Raw genomic sequence first — 21,111 nt, 5'->3', positions numbered from 1 at the left:
AAATATCAAGTGTTTAACGATAATACTGCAGACACCAAATATATCAAAAGAAAATCAATTAATAGCTTGTCTGTTTGCAGTCAATGAGAAATTTAGCGTAGCAAATTACTTTAGACAAGAAAAACGCTCTCGACAGAGAACGTTTTTCCTAAAAAATATATACTAATTCTAAAAATTAAACTCGTATTATGCTTTAACGTAGGCATCATCGTGAACGCTTGAAACTGCTCTTCCAGATGGATCGTTCATGTTTTTGAAAGCTTCATCCCATTCCAAAGCAATTTTTGTACTACAAGCCACACTTGCTTCCTGAGGCACACATAACGCTGCTGCATCACTTGGGAAATGTTCTGTAAAAATAGAACGATAGTAATATTCTTCTTTTGAAGTTGGAGTTTGTAACGGAAATTTAAACCTAGCATTTGCTAATTGCTCATCCGAAACTTCTCTTGCCACTACTTCTTTCAAAGTATCAATCCAGCTGTATCCTACTCCATCAGAAAATTGCTCTTTTTGTCTCCAAGCAACACTTTCTGGAAGCATATCTTCAAAAGCTTTACGAACCACCCATTTTTCCATCGGATGTTCTTTGTTGATCATTTTATCTTGTGGGTTAATGCGCATTGCAACATCCATAAATTCTTTATCTAAGAATGGTACACGACCTTCGATTCCCCAAGCTGCTAAACTTTTGTTTGCACGTAAACAATCGTACATATGAAGTTTTCCTAATTTACGAACGTTTTCTTCGTGAAACTCTCTAGCGTTTGGCGCTTTGTGGAAATATAAATATCCTCCAAATAACTCATCTGCACCTTCTCCAGAAAGAACCATTTTGATTCCCATAGATTTGATAACTCTTGCCATTAACCACATTGGAGTTGAAGCTCTAACTGTAGTTACATCATACGTTTCTAAGTTGTAAATTACATCACGAACTGCATCTAAACCTTCTTGGATAGTGAATTTAATTTCGTGGTGAATAGTTCCAATATGATCTGCTACTTTTCTCGCTGCAGCTAAATCAGGAGAACCTTCTAAACCAACTGAGAAAGAGTGCAATTGCGGATACCAAGCATCTGTAGTATCATCTGACTCAATACGTTTTTGCGCAAATTTTTTGGCTACAGCCGAAGTAATAGACGAATCTAAACCTCCTGAAAGTAAAACTCCATAAGGAACATCACTCATTAATTGTCTGTGAACCGCTGCTTCTAAAGCTTTTTTGATTTCCGGAATACTTGTTTCGTTGTCTTTTACAGCATCATATTCTGTCCAGTCTCTTTTGTACCATTGTACAAATTCACCGTCTTTGCTTGATAAATAATGTCCTGGAGGGAATAATTCAATTTTAGTACAATATCCTTCTAACGCTTTCAATTCAGAAGCTACATAAAAAGTTCCGTGCTGATCCCATCCAATATACAATGGAATAATTCCCATATGGTCACGAGCAACAAAATACTCATCTTTATCAACATCATAAATCGCAAATCCAAAGATTCCGTTTAATTCATCTACAAAGCTTACTCCTTTTTCTTTATATAAAGCTAAAATAACCTCACAGTCACTTTCAGTTTGAAAGTTATATTTTCCTTCAAATTGTTTACGTAAATCTCTGTGATTGTAAATCTCACCGTTTGCAGCTAAAACCAATTTTTTATCTTCTGTAAATAAAGGTTGTTTTCCTGAAGCTGGATCTACAATTGCCAAACGCTCGTGAGAAAGAATCGCTTTATCATTGCTATAAATTCCGCTCCAGTCTGGTCCGCGGTGACGAATGATTTTTGACATTTCTAATACTTGAGGTCTTAACGCTTCGGCTTTTTGTTTAAGATCAAAGGCACATACAATTCCACACATAATTTTATATTTTAATTCTTTAAATTTTAATTTGATAGGGCAAAGATGTAATATTAGTTACAATTGAAAAACACAAATATACGTTTCAATTACAATTTATAATCATAATTTTGTTTTTACATATAAAATGTAAAATTTAGAAGTAAAAACAAGCGTGAAACTTGAAAACTTTAATTTCGAACTAAAAAAGACTATAAAATTGAAAGCTTAATCCAATTTTTTGAATTAATTTTTGAGTTTTTCAATTACAAATGAAAGATTCGTAAAGAAGAGATAGAAAGTTGTTCTGGAATTATTTTTTATACAAACACTGGCTATTTGCCATTTCACTTTGTAAAGTCTTAAAATTTGACAAAGATTCAATTACGCTACACTTTCAATAGTATAATGTGTCTTATTAATCTCAAACTGAAATCCAGCTTTATTTCCCATTAAATGATTTCCTAAAGGAGATTGCGGAGAAAGCGCAATCACATTAATTCCGTCAATTGTTATTTTAGGAAGTGCAACACTCACATATAAATAGATTCCGTTTGCTTTTACTAAACTTCCTAAAACTATATTTTCAGTAGTTTTAAGCGGATCTATTTTGTCTAAAATTGCTTTTTGTTCAATCGCTTCCTTTAGTTTAGTAGTCAGTTTTTCCTGCTCGATATGCATCATTGATAAGGCAGTTTCGTGTTTATCTCCCGCAGAACCTTTGGCATCGTTTTTTGAATCTTCGGTCAGATTTGAAATCATGTCTCTAAAAACATCTATTCGGTCCTGAACCATCTGGGTGTAATGGGAATATATTTTTTCTTTAAAAGTCATTTTTTTGAGGTACTGAAGTTCTAAGGTACAAAGATGCAAAGGTTTTTCCTTTATTAAAAAAAACAGCCACGAATTCACGAATCTACTCCAAAAAATTCATGAGTTCATGGCTGAAAAAAAAAAGGCACATTCATGTAAAATGTTTTTGTGCCTAGGTATCTTATGGCAAAGATCTCTTAAAAATCAAATTTATAATTCGCACCTCCTAGAACCTGGAATCCTTGTACTGGATAATTCAGCCATTTTTGGTACGCTTGATTTCCAATATTGTTCGCTTTTAAGAAAAACGTTAAACGTTCACTAAACTTATAACCAACATGAGCATTGGCGTCAAAATAGCTTTTTAAAGTAATTGGTGTAGTATCAATCGCCAAAGAAGTATTTGCCTGCATATCTTTTCTTTCCCCCACATAAAACACATTCAATCCTGCATACCACTGCTTGGTAATAGTAACGTCTAAAGTTGAACTTAATTTCATTGTTGGCAAATTCCACGCTTCAACAACGTTATCAGTATTATAACTATTAAAAGTTCCGTTGATCCCGAAAGTTACATTCTGCGAAAAATCAGCTTTTAATTCTGCATAAAAACGTAACGTTCTAATGTCTTCATAAACCACTCCAAAAGAGTTTCCAAAAGCATAATCTTCATTCGTAATCATTTCTGTATAATCATTAGCCTTAAATAAAGCTTTGTCTTTTTCATTTAAGTACGAGCCGGTCAGATTATAGTTTACGTTGTTTGCCAATTTCCCTTTTAAACCAGCAAAAACATTATATTGTGTACTTGACGGACGCATGTTTAAGGTCGGTGATAGAAACGGATTTTCGGTTACAAAATCGGCGTAAGAATTCTGCTTTAAACCTCCATCTACCCCTGTATAAAAAATCATTAAATCTCCGACCAATTTGTATGAGGCGTTTACCTTTGGATACAAGTAAAATTTATTCCCACTATTTTCCGTATCTCCACTGTAGAAAACTCCTGCTCCTAATTCTAAAGTCCAATCGTTTTCATGAATCACAAAACTTGGCTCGATTCCTACATTGGTAAAACCATATTTTACAGCTTCTGTATTATCTTGCAAATAATTATTCTTAAAAGAACCGCTTACGTGATCTACAATAACATTTGTTTTGATAGCCTGATCCATTACATCAACTGTAAAAGTTGGCTTTACAAAAAATCTGTTTTCTGATGAAGAATAACTGTCTGAAAAATGTGTGAATTTTGCAGCAAGATTACTAAAAATGCTTTCTGTAAATTCGGCATTTCCGCCCAACCAAATCGTATTATAAGAATGATCCGGATTGATGCTATTTACTAAATCATAGCGCTGATCTGGAATTGTCGAACCAAAGTCAGTTGGAAGTCCATACCAATTGTAAATCTGGTTTTGATATCCTAAATCTACATTCCAGTTGTTATCTCTATTATTCTGACCGTAACCTACATTAATTGCAGTATCGTAAAACTCATCATTCAATTCTACATCTTTAATGGCGCCCTGAGAAGAATGATGACGAAACATTCCAGCTACATAATCGTTATTTCCTAAATCCTGATTTACAAACAATTCTGCATTTAAAGTGCTATAATTTCCAACACCCAAAGTCGCATAGTTATTAAATAATCTTTCTTTTTTAGCTTTTTCAACCCCTTCTGCTTTTCCTTTTGAAGGAGTAAAAGTCGATGCCACAGGAACAGACAAAATACTGTATTTAATAACTTCTTTCGGCTGATTACCGCTATCATCAAGCGAAGGCGTTTCTTTTACTTTAAAAGCATCTGAAATAGTTGGCGAATAAGGCTTTACAACGTTTACAGTTTCCGTTCCAATACTTTCATTTTTCTTCTGCGCAAACGAAAATTGACCTACAAACAATACGAGTAAAACGATAATTTTATACTGGCAATTTAATTTCATATTTCTTTCTTTTTGAGAGAAAAGAATATAGAAGAAAGAACATAGACTTCTCTTCTTTTTCTAATTTCCTCTATATACTGTTTTTTATTTCTTGATTTTATATATCTATATTCCTTACTCTTTATTCTATTATCTTAGAACTAAGCTTCCCATTCTCCTTTAGCCACAAACTGAGCTTTTCCTCCTATTCTAATATCAAACAGATCTCCGCTTAGTTTTCCATTAAAATAAATTTCAGATGGGCGGCCAATGTAATCTCCCTGATGATTTGTCAATTCAAATTCAGGCTTATGATATTTTAACAAAAAGGCTTGTAGACAAGTACTGGCACTTCCTGTTGCAGCATCTTCTACCAACTGATTGTGTTCAACACAAAGCATTCGACTAAACAATTTTTCTCCTTCTAAATAATAAAAGTATAAACCTCTATGATCTGTTTTACAGTGCTGTTTCATCCATTCATCTGCCTTATCTTTATCTAGAGCCAAATTTTCTAAAGCCCTTTTACTGCTCAATCCAACCATTACAAAAGCGCTTCCGGTTGTGACTTCTTGAATTGGAAATTGATTCTCGAAATCACTTACTTTTAGATTACTGAAAAAGGTAAAATCTATTTTAGAAAAAGTATCCCAAAACTTTGGTTGTGCTGCTTTCAACCAGATCAAATCATCTGATTTATTGATTGCGATTGGTCCGATCGGCACTTCCAGTTTAATTTCATTAGGCGAATTATCAAAAATCTTATTCATCAGAACCCAAGAAGTACCAATGATTGGATGACCTGCAAACTGCATTTCGTGAGCAGGAGTAAAAATTCTGATTTCTGCTTTATTATTGGTTTTATCCAGTTTGGTTACAAATGTGCTTTCCGCAAAATTAATTTCACGAGCCATTTGCTGCATTTGTTCTGTACTTAGATTTTCTGCATCCATAAAAACCGCCAATTGATTTCCAGCGTATTTTTTATCAGCAAAAACATCAACTATGTAAAAAGGTAAACTCATAACTTGTAAAATGTGTTATGTGAGATGTAAAATGTAAAGACATTTAACGTTTCACTTCTAACTTCTAACTTATTTATTAATTGACGAATTTGTTTTAGACTCTTCAGATTTAATTGCAGCTAATTCTTTTTTCGCTTCTTCAACAACATCTGGATAATCTGTAAAGTTATTGATTACATTATCCAGAATATAAGTCGCTTGATAACTGTCTTTTAATCCGTAGAAATTTTTCGCCATTAAAACCAGCCCTTTTGCTCCGTAATATTTGTAGGCAGAATAGCTTTTTGCTAATTTTTGAACAGCGGTGTTTGAAGCATCAAATTTCCCTTCTTTTGTTTTAAAGTATGCATCATAATACAGTGCTTCTGCCGCTAATTCTCCTTTAGAAGTTGTAGCTAATTTTGCGTAAGCTGTTTTAGCTTTATCTTCATTTCCTGTCTGCATTGCTGCACGCGCAACAATAATTTGAGCATCTGCTTTTACGCCTGCGTCTGATTTTGGATTTTCTAATACTTTCTCAGCCGCAACTACAGAATGGTCGTAATCTTTTTTGTCGTAATAACACTTCATCAAATTCGCTTGAGCAAAAGTTTTATTCTGAGGATAATCGGCTTCGCTTTCTAATCTTGTTAGAACTGGAATTGCCTTATCGCAATCTTTTGCTTTCAAATAAATCTGAGCCAATCTGTTTAAAGCTTGTTCTGTAAACTCATTTCTAGGCTGATCAATTACAAACTGATAATTTGCAACAGATTTTGTTTCAGAACCTTCTGCGTAAGTAAGCTGTCCTAAATAGAAATTTGCTTCCAACGCATGCAATCCATTTGGAAATTTAGAAATATAACCTGCAAAACCAGTAATAGCTTGCTTAGAATTGTTTTGGCTGTATTGTTTGAAAGCTGCATCGTAAGTATCGTTATCCAATTCTGCATCGGTAACCGCTACGAAGTCCAATGTACGAACCCAAGTTGCATATTCATCAACTTTTCCAGAATCTACATAAATTAATCTTGCTGTTGCAACCGCTTCTAAAGCTTCTGGCGTTTTTGGGAATTCAGCAGCTACTTTTTTAAATTTCGTCAAAGCCAGTTGATCACGATCTGAATTGTAATAAATCAAACCTTGTTTTAAAATTGCTTTTGAAGTGAATGATCCCTCTTTAAATTCAGAAATCAATTGATCGTATGTTTTTATTGCTTGGTCGTTTTTCTTTTCTGCCACATATGTATTTCCTAACTCAAATAAAGCATCATCACGGTAAGATGACTTTTTATACATCTGAAGAAAATTATTCAACTCATCTATTTTCTTAGTATTATTAGACATAAATCCATAAGAAAGTGCTTTTTGGAATTGAGCATAATCTGCATCTACGCCTTTTGCCGCAATTGCTTTTGCATAAGCCTCATTTGCAGCACTATATTTTGAAGTTACAAAACGACAATCTCCCAAACGCAAATAAGAATCATTTAAACGAACTTTATCTGAAGGAGCATTATCAATTTGAGCTTGAAAAGAATTTGCTGCCTGATCGTATTCTTTCAATTTAAAATACGTGTAACCAATATTATAGTTGATGTTTTTATATTCGTCTGTAGATTTTGCCGCAGCCATTCCTGCAAACTGTTTGTAAGTCAGAAGAGCATTTTGCATATCATCATTCAAATATTCTGTTTCTGCTTTCCAGAAAGTGGCACGCGCTGTAAATTCAGGAGTTTTTTGTTCGCTAATTGCGCTTTTGAACATTTTACCTGCTTCTTGATAATTAGATTCGTTATACAATTCTAGTCCGCGGTAAAAAAGCACCTTTTGATAAGCTGCTTTGTTTTCAGCATTTCTATTTTTTTCTAATAAAGCCAAAGCTTCTTTGTAGTTTTTAGAAGAAATATAAGAATCAACCAAAAGTTTTTCCACCTCTGCACGGCTTGAATTGTTTGGATATTTTTTAAGGAAATCCAACAAAATACTAGGAACCGCTTGGTAAGCATTTCCGATATCATAACTCAATTTAGCGTAATTTAAAGCGGCATCTTCTTGAATTTGAGCATTAAAATCCATTTCAGAGGCATTCTTAAAAGCGTTTAAAGCTTCTTGCTTTTTACCTGTATTTAAATAGCTTAAACCTAAATGATAATAGGCATTTTGCGCCACAAAATCTTTTCCTTCAATAATTTTATTGAACTGGGAAATCGCTTTTTCATACTCTTTTTGCTCGTAATACGCATAACCTAATTGGTAAAAATCGGTGTTGTTCCATTTTCCTTTTTTACCTGCATATTGTTCTAAATACGGAATTGCTTTTCCGTATTGTTTCAAGTTAAAATAACTTTCTCCAATAATTTTATTCAGTTCCGATTTTTCAATATCATTTGATTTGTTCATCGCCTGCTGTCCTAAATCAATCGCTTTTTGGAAATTTCCTAATTTGAAATTCATATCAGCCTGATAATAGGAAAGCTTTTCTTTGTACTTTTCTTCACCCGAAACCTCATCAAAATACTTCGTTGCTTCTTTGTAATCGTCACCCTCATAAGCCATAAATCCTAAATAATATTTGGCTTGAGAACCATATTCTTTAGAATTTACCACTTTATTAAAATAGTTAGTTGCTTCTTTTTTCTTTTTAGCATTAAAATAGCTATAGCCTTTCATGAAGTTAAACTTATCCGATTCTGTTTTACTCATGTAGCTTTCATCCACTTTATCAAACCATTGTAAAGCTTTTGGATAATTTCCTTGTTCGAAGAAAAATTGCGCGGCATCGATATAAGCCTGATTTTGTTTGGTACTTGTTGGATAATCATTTACAAATTGTTCTACCAAAGCATCGGCATTTGCTTTATTAGTTCTTATGGCAGAATTTGCAATATAGTAAGCACAGTCAGACTGCACTTCTTCATTTGTAGTATTGTTTTTTACTTTTTCAAAAATCAATTGTGCCGAAGCATATTGTTTATCGTTATATAAAGCCAGTGCTTTGTCAAAATCCTTTAATTCATACGTATAAATCGCCGATTTTTGTGCCGAAGCTATAGTCGAAGCAAGGAAAATTTGGAATAAAAAGAACCTGGAAAGTTTACGCATTTTAATAATATTTAGTATTCAAATGTATCATTTTATAAGGGTTATAACGAAACGTTTTGAGGTTTTATTATGAACAAATTATGAAAGTGCCACTATTTTACGCTCTGTAAAACTTCAAATTATTGGTTCTCAAACTTTCTTAAACAAATAATTTTAAACCATATAAGCTCTCTTAAGTTATTATAAGCAGGAACCTTTATAGAGATGCTGTTAAAATGCACTCATATAGCAATTTTATTCAGAATTCAGCGAAATTTATTTTGAATACAACCGTTATCTTATTACTTTTACCATTCAAACCAATTTATTATGTCACAAACCGTACTATCTCTTAAAGAAGTCACTATATATCAAGAAGGAAGAAAAATTATATCTCATATTAATCTAGACGTTAATCATGGGGAGTTCATTTACATTATCGGAAAAACTGGTTCTGGAAAAAGTAGTTTTCTAAAAACTTTATATGCTGATTTACCGTTAATTGAAGGCGAAGGACATATTGTTGAATTTGATTTGGCAACATTGAAAGAAAACGACATTCCGTATTTAAGACGTAAAATCGGTATCGTATTTCAAGACTTTAAATTACTTCCAGACCGTTCAATCAAAGACAATATGCTTTTTGTTTTAAGAGCTACAGGATGGGTCGAAAAAGAAGCAATGCAACACAAAATTGATGAAGTTTTGGATAAAGTAGGCATGAAAGATTTTGTAAACAAAATGCCGCATCAGCTTTCTGGAGGAGAACAGCAGCGTGTTGCAATTGCAAGAGCACTTTTAAACGATCCAGAATTTATCTTGGCAGATGAACCAACAGGAAACCTTGACCCTCAGACTAGTTCTGAAGTTTTAGAAGTTTTAAAAGCAATTAATGCTGCTGGTAAAACCATCATTATGGCAACCCATGATTATGCTTTATTGATGAAATTCCCATCTAAAACCCTAAAATGCGAAGATGAAAGAATCTTCGAAGTGGTACAAAGAAGCGTATAATGCTTTCCATTTTAATTCCGGTTTATAATTACAATGTTTTACCGCTGGCTAGCGAACTCGTAAAGCAGTGCAATTCTTGTGGAATTATTTTTGAGATTATTTTTTTAGACGATGCTTCTCAAAAGTTTGCAATTGAAAACGAAAGAATTAATCTATTTGAAAACGCCTCTTATTCTATTTTAGAAAAAAATATCGGGCGAAGCGCGATCCGAAATCTATTGGCTCAAAAAGCAGTTTATGAAAATTTGCTTTTTCTGGATGCCGATACTTTTCCTGCCAATGCAGATTTTCTTTCTGTTTATATTTCTCAAATCAGCAATACTGAAAAGATAGTTTATGGAGGGATTTTGTATGAAAACTCTCAACCTCCAAAAAAGCAACTTTTAAGATGGATTTATGGAAAGGAAAGAGAAGCTTTATCAGTTTCCGAACGCATAAAGAATCCTTATCTGTCTTTTCTGACCTTAAACTTTCTCCTAAAAAAAAGTATTTTTTCTAAAGTCAGATTTAACGAAAATATTCCAAATCTAAGACATGAAGACACCTTGTTTTCATTTGAGCTAAAACAAAATCGAATTGAGGTTCTTCATATTGACAATCCCGTTTTTCATCTTGGTTTAGAAGACAGCAAAACATTTTTACAAAAATCTGAAGAAGCCGTTTTAGGTTTAAAAAATTTAATCAACTCGAATTTAATTTCTCCAGATTACGTTAAACTGGCACATTATTTTCAACTCATTAAGAAATATCGTCTTGTCTCTTTAATCGCTTTTGGTTTTAGGATTTTTAAACCTTTATTTAAAAAGCAGTTATTAAGCGCAAAACCCTCGCTTTTTCTTTTTGATATTTATAGATTGGGTTATTATTGTTCTCTAAAAACAAAATAAATGGCTTTTTTTTCTATCATTATTCCATTATACAACAAAGAAAATTACGTAGAAAACACAGTACAGAGTGTCTTAGATCAAACTTTTCAGGATTTTGAGATTATTGTTGTCAATGATGGATCTACAGATAAAAGTGAAGAAAAACTAACACAGTATAAAGATTCTAGAATTCAATACTATAGTAAAAAAAATGAAGGCGTATCTACTGCAAGAAATTACGGAATCGAAAAAGCCATTGCTAATTTCATCACTTTTTTAGATGCAGATGATTATTGGCATCCAATGTTTTTAGAAACCATATTCCATAACATTTCAAAACTGCCTGATCAAAAAGTTTTTTCTGCTGCGATTGAGTTTGAAACTTCAAAAAAAACAATTCCTGCAAAATATTCTATTTCAAAAACAAATGAAGAATTTGAAATTGTAAATTACTTTAAAGCAAGTTTAAAAGAAACTGCTCTCTGTTCTTCCTGCGCAGTCATTCATAAATCTGTTTTTGCAACAATCGGAAACTTTGACACCAAAATTAAAAGCGGAGAAGATACTGACTTATGGATTCGAATCGGACTTGTTTATCCCATTGTCTTTTCATGGAAAATACTAGCACGTTATGTTTATGATGCTGAAAGCCTTTCTAAAAAAAATGGATTGAAAAATAAAATGGATTTGTCAAAATTTGAAGAGGTCGAAAAAACAAATCCAGACTTAAAATACTTTTTAGATTTAAACCGTTTTTCGCTTGCTATAAAAAGCAAATTAGCTGGAGAAAAACAACTTTTTTACAAATACTACAATCCAATTGATTTAAAAAACTTAGGCTGGAAAAAGAGAATATTACTGCACTTGCCTCCATTTGCTTTGCGCTTTCTAATTTCTTTTAAAACCTTTTTAGCAAATTTAGGCATAGGTTCATCTGTCTTTAAATAATCGGAATTTTTTGTATTCTCGAATATAATCTTCTTCACTAAATTCTCCAGAAGACAAAACCAGGCAAACACTTCCTGATGAGAAGTTTTTGAGCTCGCGCCAGATGCCAGAAACAATGAGCAAGCCCATATTTGGCTTATTTAGTGTAATTGTTTTTATGTTTTTCCCGTCTTTTAAAACCACATCAAAACTGCCACTCAAAGCAATTAAAAATTCCTGCTGTTCGATATGTGCATGCCCTCCCCTTTTGCTTCCGCTTGGCACATCGTATAGGTAATATACTCTCTTGAAAACAAATGGAATCATATCTCCTTCTAGGACTGAAAGATTTCCTCTTCGATCCTGAATTTTAGGAATTTCAATCAGTTGAATATCTGAAATATTCGTCATTATTGAGGGTTTAGAATGTTTTTCCATTGATATGAAATGTTTTTTAAAGACAAATGTTTTACGCTTTCAGCTGCATTTTGTTTACAAAAATTATACAATTCGCCATCATCTACAAATCGGTTCATAGCTTGAGCAAGAGCTTTTGGATTATGATTTTCGACCAATAAACCATTAAACTCATTCTGAATAATTTCTCGCGGACCAGAATGGCAGTCAACAGCAATAACAGGTGTTCCTAAAGCTAGTGATTCTATAATCGATAACGGAAAACCTTCATAATTACTTGTCAAAATCGTAAACTTTGCTTCTCGAACCTCATTAAAAGGATTTTGTTTAAAGGGAAGAATTTTTACATAATCATTTAAATTCAAATCCTTAATTTTCTGCAAAATAAAATCTTCGTCATCTCCTGATCCCATCAAATGCAAATGATATTCTTTTTCATATATTTTTGATTGTGAAAAAGCTTCTAACATCAATGTGAAATTTTTCACTTTCTCTTCAAATCGTCCAAAAAACAAGATTACTTTTTGAGGTTCTAAGACTGTTTTTTTTAATTCTTCTTCGGCAATAAAAAAAGGATTATAAATCGTAAGTGTATTTTTAAAATCATACCACTTCCTTACTTTTTCTTCGATCGCTTTTGAAACGCACACTAAAGTTTTTACATCCTTATAAAGTATTCTCGACCAAAATTTTGAAGAAGGAAAATAATCCTTAAAATTAAAGCTGTGAACGATGTAATAGACTTTCGAATTTCGGTAAATAAATTTGGTAATTAATTCGCGTAAGAAGACATTTTTTGGCCTGCTATCAACAACTATATCTATTTCATTTTGAACGAGATAGTTTCTCAATAATTTTCCTTTTTTTAATTTTCTAAAAACAGAAAAAGAGCCAGTACTTTCTTTTTCCAAATTGAACAAGGCTCCAGTAAACTTGTAATCTATATCATCATTTACAAGAATAGAATGAACTTCAAGACCAGAACTTTCTAACATAAAAGTAAGCAAAGCGGCAAAACGTTCTGCGCCTCCTTTTCCTAAAGAAATCGAAACGATGGCAACTTTCTTTTTATTCATGTTTTAATCAAAAAAGTAAATATATTTGTCAAATATACACATAAATGAAAGTTTTACTAGTAGGCGAATATAGCCATTTGCATAATTCTTTAAAAGATGGTTTACAGGCTTTAGGACATGAAGTTTTTATAATTGGTCATAATGACGGTTTTAAAAATTTTCCTGTTGATTTTCCTATCCAGAAAAAATGGGATTCTGGCTTTCTGAAAAAAATAAAAATTGCACTTTATAAAATCTCTGGATTTGATATTAGTTCATATCTGACGTTTAGGCAATTTTTAAAATTCAAAAAACAATGTTCTGGTTTTGATGTTGTACAATTGATCAACGAAAACAGCTTTTATTGCACTTATTATTTTGAAAAAAAAATAATTTCAAGCCTTCTAAAAAACAACCGAAAACTTTTCCTTTTAAGTACAGGTTATGATTACTTGAATGTGAAATATTGTTTTGAAAATCCTGACTTTAAATCTATAATTCCGTTATATCTTAATCATAAAATTGATAAAAAATCTTTTGAAAATGTTTTAAAATTCCTCGAAAAAGCATTTTTAAAACTGCATCAGTTTATTTACAAAAACATAAACGGAATTATTGCTACCGATTTAGATTATCATCTTCCTTTACAGGGAAATGAAAAATATTTGGGAATGATTCCGAATCCAATCAATATTGACAAACTTCGTTTTGAGCCACTAGATATCGCTGACAAAATCATTATTTTTCACGGAATCAATAATGAAAATTATCTAAAAAAAGGAAATGACTATTTTGAAAAAGCTTTAGAAATAATTGGTCAAAAATATACTTCAAAAGTTGAAATAATAACGGTTCGTAGTGTTCCTTATGCCGAGTACATTAATTTGTATAACCGCTGTCATATTTTGCTAGATCAAATTTATGCTTACGATCAAGGCTATAATGCACTAGAAGGAATGGCAAAAGGAAAAGTGGTTTTTACAGGCGCCGAAAAAGAATTTACAGCCAGATATAATCTCTCTGAAAAAGTCTGCATAAATGCCATTCCAGATGTTGACTATTTAGTCAAAGAATTGTCTTTTTTAATTGAGAATCAAGATGAAATTATTGCGATTGGAAAACGTGCCAGAGCTTTTATTGAGAGAGAGCATGATTACATCAGGATTACACGTTATTATCAAGATATCTGGATAAACAATTAAAAGGAAAGTCAAAAACCTTCCTTTTAATTGTTATTAAAAAAATTATTTCTTTTGTTGCATTAATATTTTCATCTGAGCCTTCAACTTTTCGATTTCTTTATTTTGTTGAATTAGATAAAGCGTAAGTTCTTCAATTTTTTCTTGTTGTATTTTAGACATTTCTCCAAGTTCCAAACCTCGCTCAGTAATTTCTTTTGCTGATGGTACATTTTTTAAATGTCCATTTTTTACAATATAACTCTCCACTTCTTTTAAATCATCTAGTTTATAATCTGAAGCAAAAACATAATCTGCCCAGGTATTATAAACTTTTATCTCTTCTGCACGAATTTTTCCTTTAACAGATAATTTGTATGTATTTCCCCCATCAATAAAATTAGACGTTCCAATACCTAAATTAGTATTTATAAAAACATCATTATCAAACTTTGATGTCCCTGTCTTTACCCAAAAATTATGCTCAACTGGCCACACGGCTCTACCACCAACTGTCAAATAAGATCCGGATTTTGGTAAATCAAAAAAAACATTTGTTCCATCATCGAATATATCAATGAAAACTGTTTGTGTTTTATCACTTAATTTAAAATAACTTGGTCCATTTGCTGTTGCTGTATGTCTAAGTCTATTAGCATCTTGTCTATCCTCTATAGCAAACATAGTTAATGCAGTAGGTGATATATTTGAAGGAGGCACATCATAAAAAGTTAACAATCTACCAGTACTAGTTGATGTTGAATTTTCCCTTAAAGTTCCTACATTTAACAATCTACTTTTTTCATAACGATCTTCATCATTTAAGAATGTATAAGTTGTACTAATTGCTGGAAAACCAGCTATTTCTAACTTTGATTTAGGATTTGTAGTTCCGATACCAACATTGGTATTAGAAGTTGGTGAATTTGCTAAAATACTAGCAGCTCCACCTGCACCCGTACTGATCTGAGCTTGTAATTCTGAAGCAGCTAGAAATAAAATCGCTGCATAAATTGTAGTGGTAATTTTTTTCATGTTATTGGCAATTTTTAAAAATTTTCTTTCAAATTTAATTAAAAGCGTATCCATATATAGATCCCTACCATTATTTATTAAGAATTTTATTAACAACCAAACCATATACAAGACAGTTAAGAAAGCTCCTCTGTTTTTTTCTTTAAAACTGATCTAAAACACAAAAACAATATAATAAAGTAAATAAGATTATTAAGTGCGTAAGCCATTACAACACCTTCAATTTGAAATTCTTTAATAAAATACAAACTAGAAAAATAAAGAATTGACAAAGAAAATAATTCGGTTAAAACAAACATCAAAGTCTTTCTTTTTGCAAAAAACTGATAACCCAAGATTAAAGCACAAACTTTAAAAACATCACCCAAAAGCTGCAAAAAAAACAAATCGGTTACAGGCAAAAACTCTTTTGTAAAAAGCAATTGAATAACAAAAAAGCGACTAATATAAAGTACTACCAACGCAAGTACAAAAACTGGCAAAATATATTTATAATATTGCAAAAAGATCTTTTTAGTTTCTAAATTATTTTCTGCTTTGGATAATTTTGGCAGAAAATAAACACTCAAAATTGCACTGATAAACATTAAATAATAGCTTGAAATACGCGTCATGGTTTCCCAATATCCAGCTTGTTCTATTCCTAAATCCTGAATAATATTATTTCGGATTGCGAGAAACACAAAAGGGCCAAAAACAGATGAAACCAGCGTCATTAAAGAATAAGCCGAAAGATTTTTCAAAACTTTGAAATCGAAGACATCTAATTTTATAAATTGAAAAATCTGAACCTCTTTTTGAACTAAATAAAGCGTGATAAAAAATAGCAATGTTGGCGCAATTACAATTGCCATTAAAGCTCCAGTCGTTTTAAATTGCATTATTAGAAACACAGAAGTCAAAAGCCCCACAATGTTTCCAATAATATTTATACTGATTACTTTTTTAAATCTACCCAAACCATTGATTACAGCTATAAAAAAAATGGAAAATCCATAAGTCGGCAAAACCAATGCTAAGACTTTGAAAACAGTTAAATATTCGGTATTACTCCCAAAGATATTCTGATTCCAATAAGAAGCTGTAAAAAATAAAATTCCGCTTAACAGAAGTGCAACAACTAATAAACTGATAAAAACCGTAGAAACTATTTTTTGAAGTTCGATTTTAGTTTTCTCATTTTCAGACGTATATTTTACAATTCCGTTTTGAAAACCTAAAGTGGAAATATTTTCTATTGAAGTCAAAAAATTTCTTAGATTCCCCACCAAAGCCATTCCGCTTGGGCCAACAAAAATGGCTAATATTTTCGAAGTAATTAATCCGATTCCAATTTTTAAAGCAACGCTCAAGCTGTTTAAAGAGGTAATCTTAAACAAATTGGTTTTAATTATTTTTCTATAGAAATTCAAATTAGTATTGGTTTAAAATTTCTATAATAAAATCAACCTCAACTTCGGTTAAAACTGGACTCATTGGCAGGCTCAGAACTTCATTATGGATTTTCTCTGTAATTGGAAATGACAGATTATTCCATTCTGGAAAAGATTTTTGCTGATGTGGCGGAATTGGATAATGAATAACCGTTTGAATATTATTTTGAGTTAAATATTCTTGTAAGTCGTTTCTATTTTCTGTTCGAACAACAAACAAATGAAAGACATGGTTATTGGAAAAATCCCAAAACGGCAACGCTATTTTTTTGTTTTTAATTCCGGCTAAATATCGTTTTGCAACTGTTCTTCTTTTCTCATTATCTGAATCTAAATGGGGTAATTTCAGATTTAAAAAACCCGCTTGCAATTCATCTAATCGGGAATTCAAACCAATGTATTCGTTATAATATTTTTTCTCTGAACCATAATTTCGAAGTGAAAAAAGCACTTTGGCCAACTCCGAATCATTTGTAGTAATCGCTCCGCCATCGCCCAAACATCCTAAATTTTTTCCTGGATAAAAACTATAAGCTATTGCTGATTTTAGATTGTTGTTTTTAGATTTTAGTATTTCAGCTCCGTGAGATTGTGCCGCATCTTCTACAAGTACTAAATTATTTTGTTCGACAATTTCATTTATTTTCTCCATTTCGGCTACTTGTCCGTATAAATGAACAGCCAAAATAGCTTTGGTCTTTGGAGTTATTTTCTCCTGAATTAAATCTGGGTTTAGGTTATAAGTTTCTAATCTAGGTTCAACCAAAACAGGAACTAAATCAGCTTGCAGAATGGCCAAAATACTGGCAATATATGTATTTGCTGGAACAATAACTTCATCTCCTTTTTTAAGTTTTCCGAGTTCGATATAACCCTTAAAAATAAGAACTAAAGCATCCAATCCGTTTCCAACTCCAATGCAATATTTAGATTGACAATATTCAGCGAAAGCCTTTTCAAATGTTTCCACTTCTTTCCCTAAAATATACCAGCCATTTTCTAAAACCAATTTCAGTTTTTGCTGAAAAGCAGTTTCATACGGTTCGTTTATTTTTTTAAGATCTAAAAATGGTATCACTTTATTTCAATTTTATAGAAATCCTGATTGTAAACAGAACATCCTAGCTCTTCTTTTTGGTTTGAAAGCCCTTTATTATAACCCGCCTCATTTTCTTCATCCACAATTCCCATATCAAAGAATTGCTTTCCTTTTCGTTTGTATTTATGAATCAGATTAATGAATAAAAAATCTAATGCTCTAAATTCTTCTCCTTTTTTTGAAGTAGCACCGTATTGCGATTTTACAACATTTTTAGTCTCAAAAATCGTTATTCCTGCAATAATTTCATCATTTCTGTAAGCAGAATATTGCCTGATGTTTTTTGGAAATTTAGATCTTAAAACTTCTATTTCTTCTTTTGAATGGACTGGCTTTACATTAAATTTTTCTGCCAATCTAGGCTCTAAAATTTTTTCCCAAAATGAGTCAAAATTTTCATCTTCAATAATATCCAAGTCAAGATTTTCAATTCTTCTAAAATGCTTCATTTTGCTTTTAGAAATTTTCAAAAGAGCTGTAAGATTGACTGCCAGATTCATTTCTTTTCGTTCTAAAACCGCTCCTCTTTTCACTAAAAAAAAGTCCATTTCTTTGTTTCCTTCAGAAAAATAAAAATCTGGAATTGGTTTATAATAAAAAGCATCGACTTTGTTTTCTTTAAAAAAAAACAAAATTTCATCTAAAATTAATTCAATCTTAGATGCTTTTAATCTTGATAAGTAAACCAATCCGCCATAAGTAAGTCCTTGATGCGAATAAACAAGATTTCCTTTTTTGTTAGCTGGCAGAACGGCTCGCAGCTTTTCTTCCTCAAAAATTAAAAGCGAAAAATCTTCAAAACGATCTTTGTGGTATTCCATAAAATCGCGATGAAATAAGAATGTAGCATTTTTGGACTGGCCGACAAAATCGTTCCAGATTGAGTAATCATCTTGAGAATACTTTTTTATGGTATATTTCATATCTACTTATGATCAAATGCTTTCAAATGCCATTTGTATTTAACCGCCATTAATCTGATGATAATGATAACCAAGGAAGTAACTAAATACAGTATATCATCATTTAAGTTTAATTTTCGCAATCCAAAAAATACAATTCCTCCAAAAATACAGATGGTTGCATATATTTCTTCTCGAAAAACGTTTGGAATTTCGTTACATAAAATATCGCGAATTACACCACCAAAACAGGCTGTCATTGTTCCTAAAGCGATACAAATCGCTGGATGAAGTCCTGTCAGTATTCCGCGTTCAAGTCCTATTAATGTAAAAACTCCGAGCCCAATTGTATCAAAGAGAAACAATGAGGTTCGAAGTTTATCAAATCTTTTTCTGAATATAATGGCTAGAAAAAATCCTAAAATAATCACATACACGTATTGCATGTCACGCATCCAGCCAACGGGAGTTCTCCCAATTAAGACATCACGAAGCGTTCCTCCGCCAACTGCAGTAACAAATGCAATGATAAAAACACCAAACGGATCTAGTTTTTTATGCATTGCTGTTAAAGCACCAGACATAGCAAACGCCATTGTCCCAATAATATCAAGTAAGTGAAACATTTTTTCTAAGTTACAAAGATGTAAAGCGTCAAAGTTACAAAGTTGTAAGGAATAATCTTAGTAAATCTGACTCAGAAAAATAACTGTTCTTTTTTCTAAGCTAAAAAAAGCAAAGTATCAAAGCTACAAAGTTGTAGAGATCAATTTTAGCCAATCCTACTCCTAGAAATACTTACTATTTTTTTACATAAATCGGACTTCTTTTTAATAAATACGAAATAGAATCCATCCATCCATCTTTTAATGCTAGCAAAGGTTTACGGGTTTGAGAATAGATTTTATCTGTGTTTCTGTACATATCAAAATAAACCGTATAGTAGTAATAGGTTTGGTTGTTTGCTGTTGTGGTCGAAATATCGCTGGTTGTCACTTTTTTATTGTTGTTGCTTACTTTAGTATTTCCACTATCGTAAGTAGTAGCTGTAGTGCCCGTTCCAATAGTGTATGAAACTTTTGCAGCAACAATATTATCCACTCCTAATATTTTTTCCAGATCTTCTATTGGCGTTTCGTCAACATTATTATGGTCAATTCCAGCCTTGTGCAATAAACTGTTTGTTGTTCTTAAGTCCTGAACCGTTAACGGGAAAATGTTAGACGATTTATCTAATAATTTGTTATACAAATCGTTTTGAGCAAATTTTGCCATATCCTCAGAACCTTGCTGACTATCTGCATTTACGTACGGAATGGGCAAAACAGCAATTGTATTGTGCTGTTTCTCTGCACTTACTATGTTTGGAGATGACGTACTTTGAACACTGTTTGTTGCATTTGGAGAAGTGTCAAAGGTTTGAGATCTTCCGCTTGCAAAATCGATCTTCGCAATCTGAGAAACGTCTAGCGAGATCTGAACGGTTTCACCTGGAAGTGAATATTCAACTGTTTTATCAGACATTTTTAAAACCGTACATTCAATAATCTGATAATCTCTTTTTATAATTTTATCTAATTTTTTTCCGCTTTGAGCAAAACTTACGCAAGCAGATAATAGCACTAGTAATACGAGAAAAGGCTTTGTAATTTTCATTTGTTTGGAAATTTTATGAATTAATTATCTACATATAAATTTACGAAGAAAAAATAAAAAATAATCAGCAAAAATTAGAAAAATCAAATAATTCTTCAAAGAAAAAAAAATCACATGTTTTGAGTATAAAAATTATAATCTTTTAAAATTATTCGAATAAAATCGCTATTGTTTCCAGATTGATTTTTAATACCTGTTACGCTTTCAATTTTTGCCACTAATTTGTAAATAACTTCGTGATCATTTTTAGCCACTGCTTTTTGATATGTTTCCTTAATAATTCGCATATCATTGTCTGAAAGCTTGATAACCAAAGGATACGTTGGCACATAGGCTTCACCGATTTCTTCTAGAATAGTATGGCTGATATTAATTCTATTCTTTAAAGTAATCACTGCTGTTCCTGCTGCCATGTCTCCCAATCGTTGCGATTTCTGACTCGTAATAACCGAAATAAGTCCCGGAAGTCCAAAAAAAGTAAAGAAGTCAATTACTCTAAAAAACCATCGAATTAAATAATCTCCAAAACCTGCTTGATAACCGTCAATTTTAACGACTTTAATTTTCAATAATTTTTTACCAAGTGACTGTCCTTCAAAAACACTTTCTAAAACCAGCGAGTACACTATAGCTGGTGAATAGAGTATTAAAAAAATTGCGCCTCGCGACCAACCATCCAAGTTCACCATCAGTCTATCTAGCTGTAACCAATCAAAAAGTATTATTGAAAGCGCTGTTATATAACAGATTATGATAAACAAATCAATAAAAAAAGCTCCTAGTCTTTCACCAACAGAAGCGGCAATAAAATTTATTTTGACATTTTGTGTCGTATTAATAGATAATTCTGACATATTT

18 protein-coding genes are annotated in these 21,111 nt (G+C 31.9%); 4 read left to right on the top strand and 14 right to left on the bottom strand.

All coding sequences use genetic code 11. The features are described 5' to 3' along the window. Positions 1-186: 186 nt before the first annotated feature. The 5 genes from asnB to M0M44_RS12740 all read right to left on the bottom strand — a co-directional run bounded on the left by asnB (position 187) and on the right by M0M44_RS12740 (position 8,692). Positions 187-1,863 carry an asparagine synthase B gene (gene asnB / locus M0M44_RS12760; RefSeq protein WP_248725988.1) on the bottom strand — a complete coding sequence of 559 codons (1,677 nt, stop codon included), beginning with the start codon at positions 1,861-1,863 and terminating at the stop codon, positions 187-189. 363 nt (positions 1,864-2,226) lie between these two features. Beyond that, the gene (locus M0M44_RS12755; protein WP_248725987.1) at positions 2,227-2,676 is read right to left on the bottom strand and encodes a hypothetical protein; all 450 of its coding nucleotides are present in this window, start codon (positions 2,674-2,676) and stop codon (positions 2,227-2,229) included. Positions 2,677-2,852: 176 nt separating this feature from the next. Next, entirely contained in the window at positions 2,853-4,604 is a 1,752-nt protein-coding gene (locus M0M44_RS12750) for a TonB-dependent receptor (RefSeq protein ID WP_248725986.1), read from the bottom strand. A gap of 140 nt (positions 4,605-4,744) precedes the next feature. After that, entirely contained in the window at positions 4,745-5,608 is an 864-nt protein-coding gene (locus tag M0M44_RS12745) for a PhzF family phenazine biosynthesis protein (protein ID WP_248725985.1), read from the bottom strand. 69 nt (positions 5,609-5,677) lie between these two features. Then, positions 5,678-8,692 carry a tetratricopeptide repeat protein gene (locus M0M44_RS12740; RefSeq protein ID WP_248725984.1) on the bottom strand — a complete coding sequence of 1,005 codons (3,015 nt, stop codon included), beginning with the start codon at positions 8,690-8,692 and terminating at the stop codon, positions 5,678-5,680. Between the two features lie 309 nt (positions 8,693-9,001). On the opposite strand from M0M44_RS12740, the gene M0M44_RS12735 reads away from it, so the two are divergent. Genes M0M44_RS12735 through M0M44_RS12725 form a run of 3 tightly spaced genes read left to right on the top strand, consistent with a single transcriptional unit; the run spans position 9,002 to position 11,499 of the window. Then, the gene (locus tag M0M44_RS12735) at positions 9,002-9,685 is read left to right on the top strand and encodes a cell division ATP-binding protein FtsE (protein ID WP_248725983.1); all 684 of its coding nucleotides are present in this window, start codon (positions 9,002-9,004) and stop codon (positions 9,683-9,685) included. After that, positions 9,685-10,572, top strand: a complete 888-nt coding sequence (locus M0M44_RS12730; RefSeq protein WP_248725982.1) for a glycosyltransferase family 2 protein — start codon at positions 9,685-9,687, stop codon at positions 10,570-10,572. The genes M0M44_RS12735 and M0M44_RS12730 overlap by 1 nt, the downstream gene beginning before the upstream one ends. Continuing rightward, positions 10,573-11,499, top strand: coding sequence for a glycosyltransferase family 2 protein (locus tag M0M44_RS12725; protein WP_248725981.1), 927 nt, complete (start codon positions 10,573-10,575; stop codon positions 11,497-11,499). Here M0M44_RS12725 and M0M44_RS12720 read toward each other — a convergent pair. Together M0M44_RS12720 and M0M44_RS12715 are read right to left on the bottom strand one after the other, a co-directional pair. Beyond that, entirely contained in the window at positions 11,482-11,889 is a 408-nt protein-coding gene (locus M0M44_RS12720; RefSeq protein ID WP_248725980.1) for a sugar 3,4-ketoisomerase, read from the bottom strand. The two genes, M0M44_RS12725 and M0M44_RS12720, sit on opposite strands and share 18 nt — an antisense overlap. Continuing rightward, positions 11,889-12,971, bottom strand: coding sequence for a glycosyltransferase (locus M0M44_RS12715; RefSeq protein ID WP_248725979.1), 1,083 nt, complete (start codon positions 12,969-12,971; stop codon positions 11,889-11,891). Before M0M44_RS12715 ends, M0M44_RS12720 begins: the two co-directional genes overlap by 1 nt. 44 nt (positions 12,972-13,015) lie before the next feature. Here M0M44_RS12715 and M0M44_RS12710 point away from each other — a divergent pair, with 44 nt between their 5' ends. After that, complete coding sequence (locus tag M0M44_RS12710) at positions 13,016-14,152, top strand: glycosyltransferase (protein ID WP_248725978.1); 1,137 nt, start codon at positions 13,016-13,018, stop codon at positions 14,150-14,152. Positions 14,153-14,194: 42 nt separating this feature from the next. Here M0M44_RS12710 and M0M44_RS12705 read toward each other — a convergent pair whose 3' ends face one another. The 7 genes from M0M44_RS12705 to M0M44_RS12675 all read right to left on the bottom strand — a co-directional run bounded on the left by M0M44_RS12705 (position 14,195) and on the right by M0M44_RS12675 (position 21,107). Further along, positions 14,195-15,163, bottom strand: coding sequence for a hypothetical protein (locus M0M44_RS12705; RefSeq protein ID WP_248725977.1), 969 nt, complete (start codon positions 15,161-15,163; stop codon positions 14,195-14,197). 116 nt (positions 15,164-15,279) lie between these two features. Continuing rightward, positions 15,280-16,575 carry an O-antigen translocase gene (locus tag M0M44_RS12700; protein ID WP_248725976.1) on the bottom strand — a complete coding sequence of 432 codons (1,296 nt, stop codon included), beginning with the start codon at positions 16,573-16,575 and terminating at the stop codon, positions 15,280-15,282. Position 16,576: 1 nt separating this feature from the next. Next, positions 16,577-17,674, bottom strand: a complete 1,098-nt coding sequence (locus M0M44_RS12695; RefSeq protein ID WP_248725975.1) for a DegT/DnrJ/EryC1/StrS family aminotransferase — start codon at positions 17,672-17,674, stop codon at positions 16,577-16,579. Beyond that, positions 17,671-18,618 (bottom strand): GNAT family N-acetyltransferase, encoded by a 948-nt coding sequence (locus M0M44_RS12690; protein ID WP_248725974.1) that lies wholly within the window; start codon positions 18,616-18,618, stop codon positions 17,671-17,673. Before M0M44_RS12690 ends, M0M44_RS12695 begins: the two co-directional genes overlap by 4 nt. A gap of 2 nt (positions 18,619-18,620) precedes the next feature. Beyond that, positions 18,621-19,223: a trimeric intracellular cation channel family protein gene (locus M0M44_RS12685; RefSeq protein ID WP_248725973.1), complete on the bottom strand. Its 603-nt coding sequence runs from the start codon at positions 19,221-19,223 to the stop codon at positions 18,621-18,623. 175 nt (positions 19,224-19,398) lie between these two features. Continuing rightward, positions 19,399-20,253 (bottom strand): hypothetical protein, encoded by an 855-nt coding sequence (locus tag M0M44_RS12680; protein WP_248725972.1) that lies wholly within the window; start codon positions 20,251-20,253, stop codon positions 19,399-19,401. A gap of 110 nt (positions 20,254-20,363) precedes the next feature. Next, positions 20,364-21,107 carry an RDD family protein gene (locus M0M44_RS12675; RefSeq protein ID WP_248725971.1) on the bottom strand — a complete coding sequence of 248 codons (744 nt, stop codon included), beginning with the start codon at positions 21,105-21,107 and terminating at the stop codon, positions 20,364-20,366. Positions 21,108-21,111: the final 4 nt, after the last annotated feature.

It is taken from the genome of Flavobacterium humidisoli (genome assembly GCF_023272795.1).
Taxonomy (GTDB): Bacteria; Bacteroidota; Bacteroidia; order Flavobacteriales; family Flavobacteriaceae; genus Flavobacterium; species Flavobacterium humidisoli.
The sequence above is the reverse complement of the archived record's forward strand: the minus strand, read 5'-3'. Positions and strand labels throughout refer to the sequence as shown.

Coding starts and splice junctions, on each gene's coding strand:
- asnB (WP_248725988.1), bottom strand. CDS start 1,863: ATGTGTGGAATTGTATGTGCCTTTGATCTTAAACAAAAAGCCGAAGCG.
- M0M44_RS12755 (WP_248725987.1), bottom strand. CDS start 2,676: ATGACTTTTAAAGAAAAAATATATTCCCATTACACCCAGATGGTTCAG.
- M0M44_RS12750 (WP_248725986.1), bottom strand. CDS start 4,604: ATGAAATTAAATTGCCAGTATAAAATTATCGTTTTACTCGTATTGTTT.
- M0M44_RS12745 (WP_248725985.1), bottom strand. CDS start 5,608: ATGAGTTTACCTTTTTACATAGTTGATGTTTTTGCTGATAAAAAATAC.
- M0M44_RS12740 (WP_248725984.1), bottom strand. CDS start 8,692: ATGCGTAAACTTTCCAGGTTCTTTTTATTCCAAATTTTCCTTGCTTCG.
- M0M44_RS12735 (WP_248725983.1), top strand. CDS start 9,002: ATGTCACAAACCGTACTATCTCTTAAAGAAGTCACTATATATCAAGAA.
- M0M44_RS12730 (WP_248725982.1), top strand. CDS start 9,685: ATGCTTTCCATTTTAATTCCGGTTTATAATTACAATGTTTTACCGCTG.
- M0M44_RS12725 (WP_248725981.1), top strand. CDS start 10,573: ATGGCTTTTTTTTCTATCATTATTCCATTATACAACAAAGAAAATTAC.
- M0M44_RS12720 (WP_248725980.1), bottom strand. CDS start 11,889: ATGACGAATATTTCAGATATTCAACTGATTGAAATTCCTAAAATTCAG.
- M0M44_RS12715 (WP_248725979.1), bottom strand. CDS start 12,971: ATGAATAAAAAGAAAGTTGCCATCGTTTCGATTTCTTTAGGAAAAGGA.
- M0M44_RS12710 (WP_248725978.1), top strand. CDS start 13,016: ATGAAAGTTTTACTAGTAGGCGAATATAGCCATTTGCATAATTCTTTA.
- M0M44_RS12705 (WP_248725977.1), bottom strand. CDS start 15,163: ATGAAAAAAATTACCACTACAATTTATGCAGCGATTTTATTTCTAGCT.
- M0M44_RS12690 (WP_248725974.1), bottom strand. CDS start 18,618: ATGAAATATACCATAAAAAAGTATTCTCAAGATGATTACTCAATCTGG.
- M0M44_RS12685 (WP_248725973.1), bottom strand. CDS start 19,223: ATGTTTCACTTACTTGATATTATTGGGACAATGGCGTTTGCTATGTCT.
- M0M44_RS12680 (WP_248725972.1), bottom strand. CDS start 20,253: ATGAAAATTACAAAGCCTTTTCTCGTATTACTAGTGCTATTATCTGCT.
- M0M44_RS12675 (WP_248725971.1), bottom strand. CDS start 21,107: ATGTCAGAATTATCTATTAATACGACACAAAATGTCAAAATAAATTTT.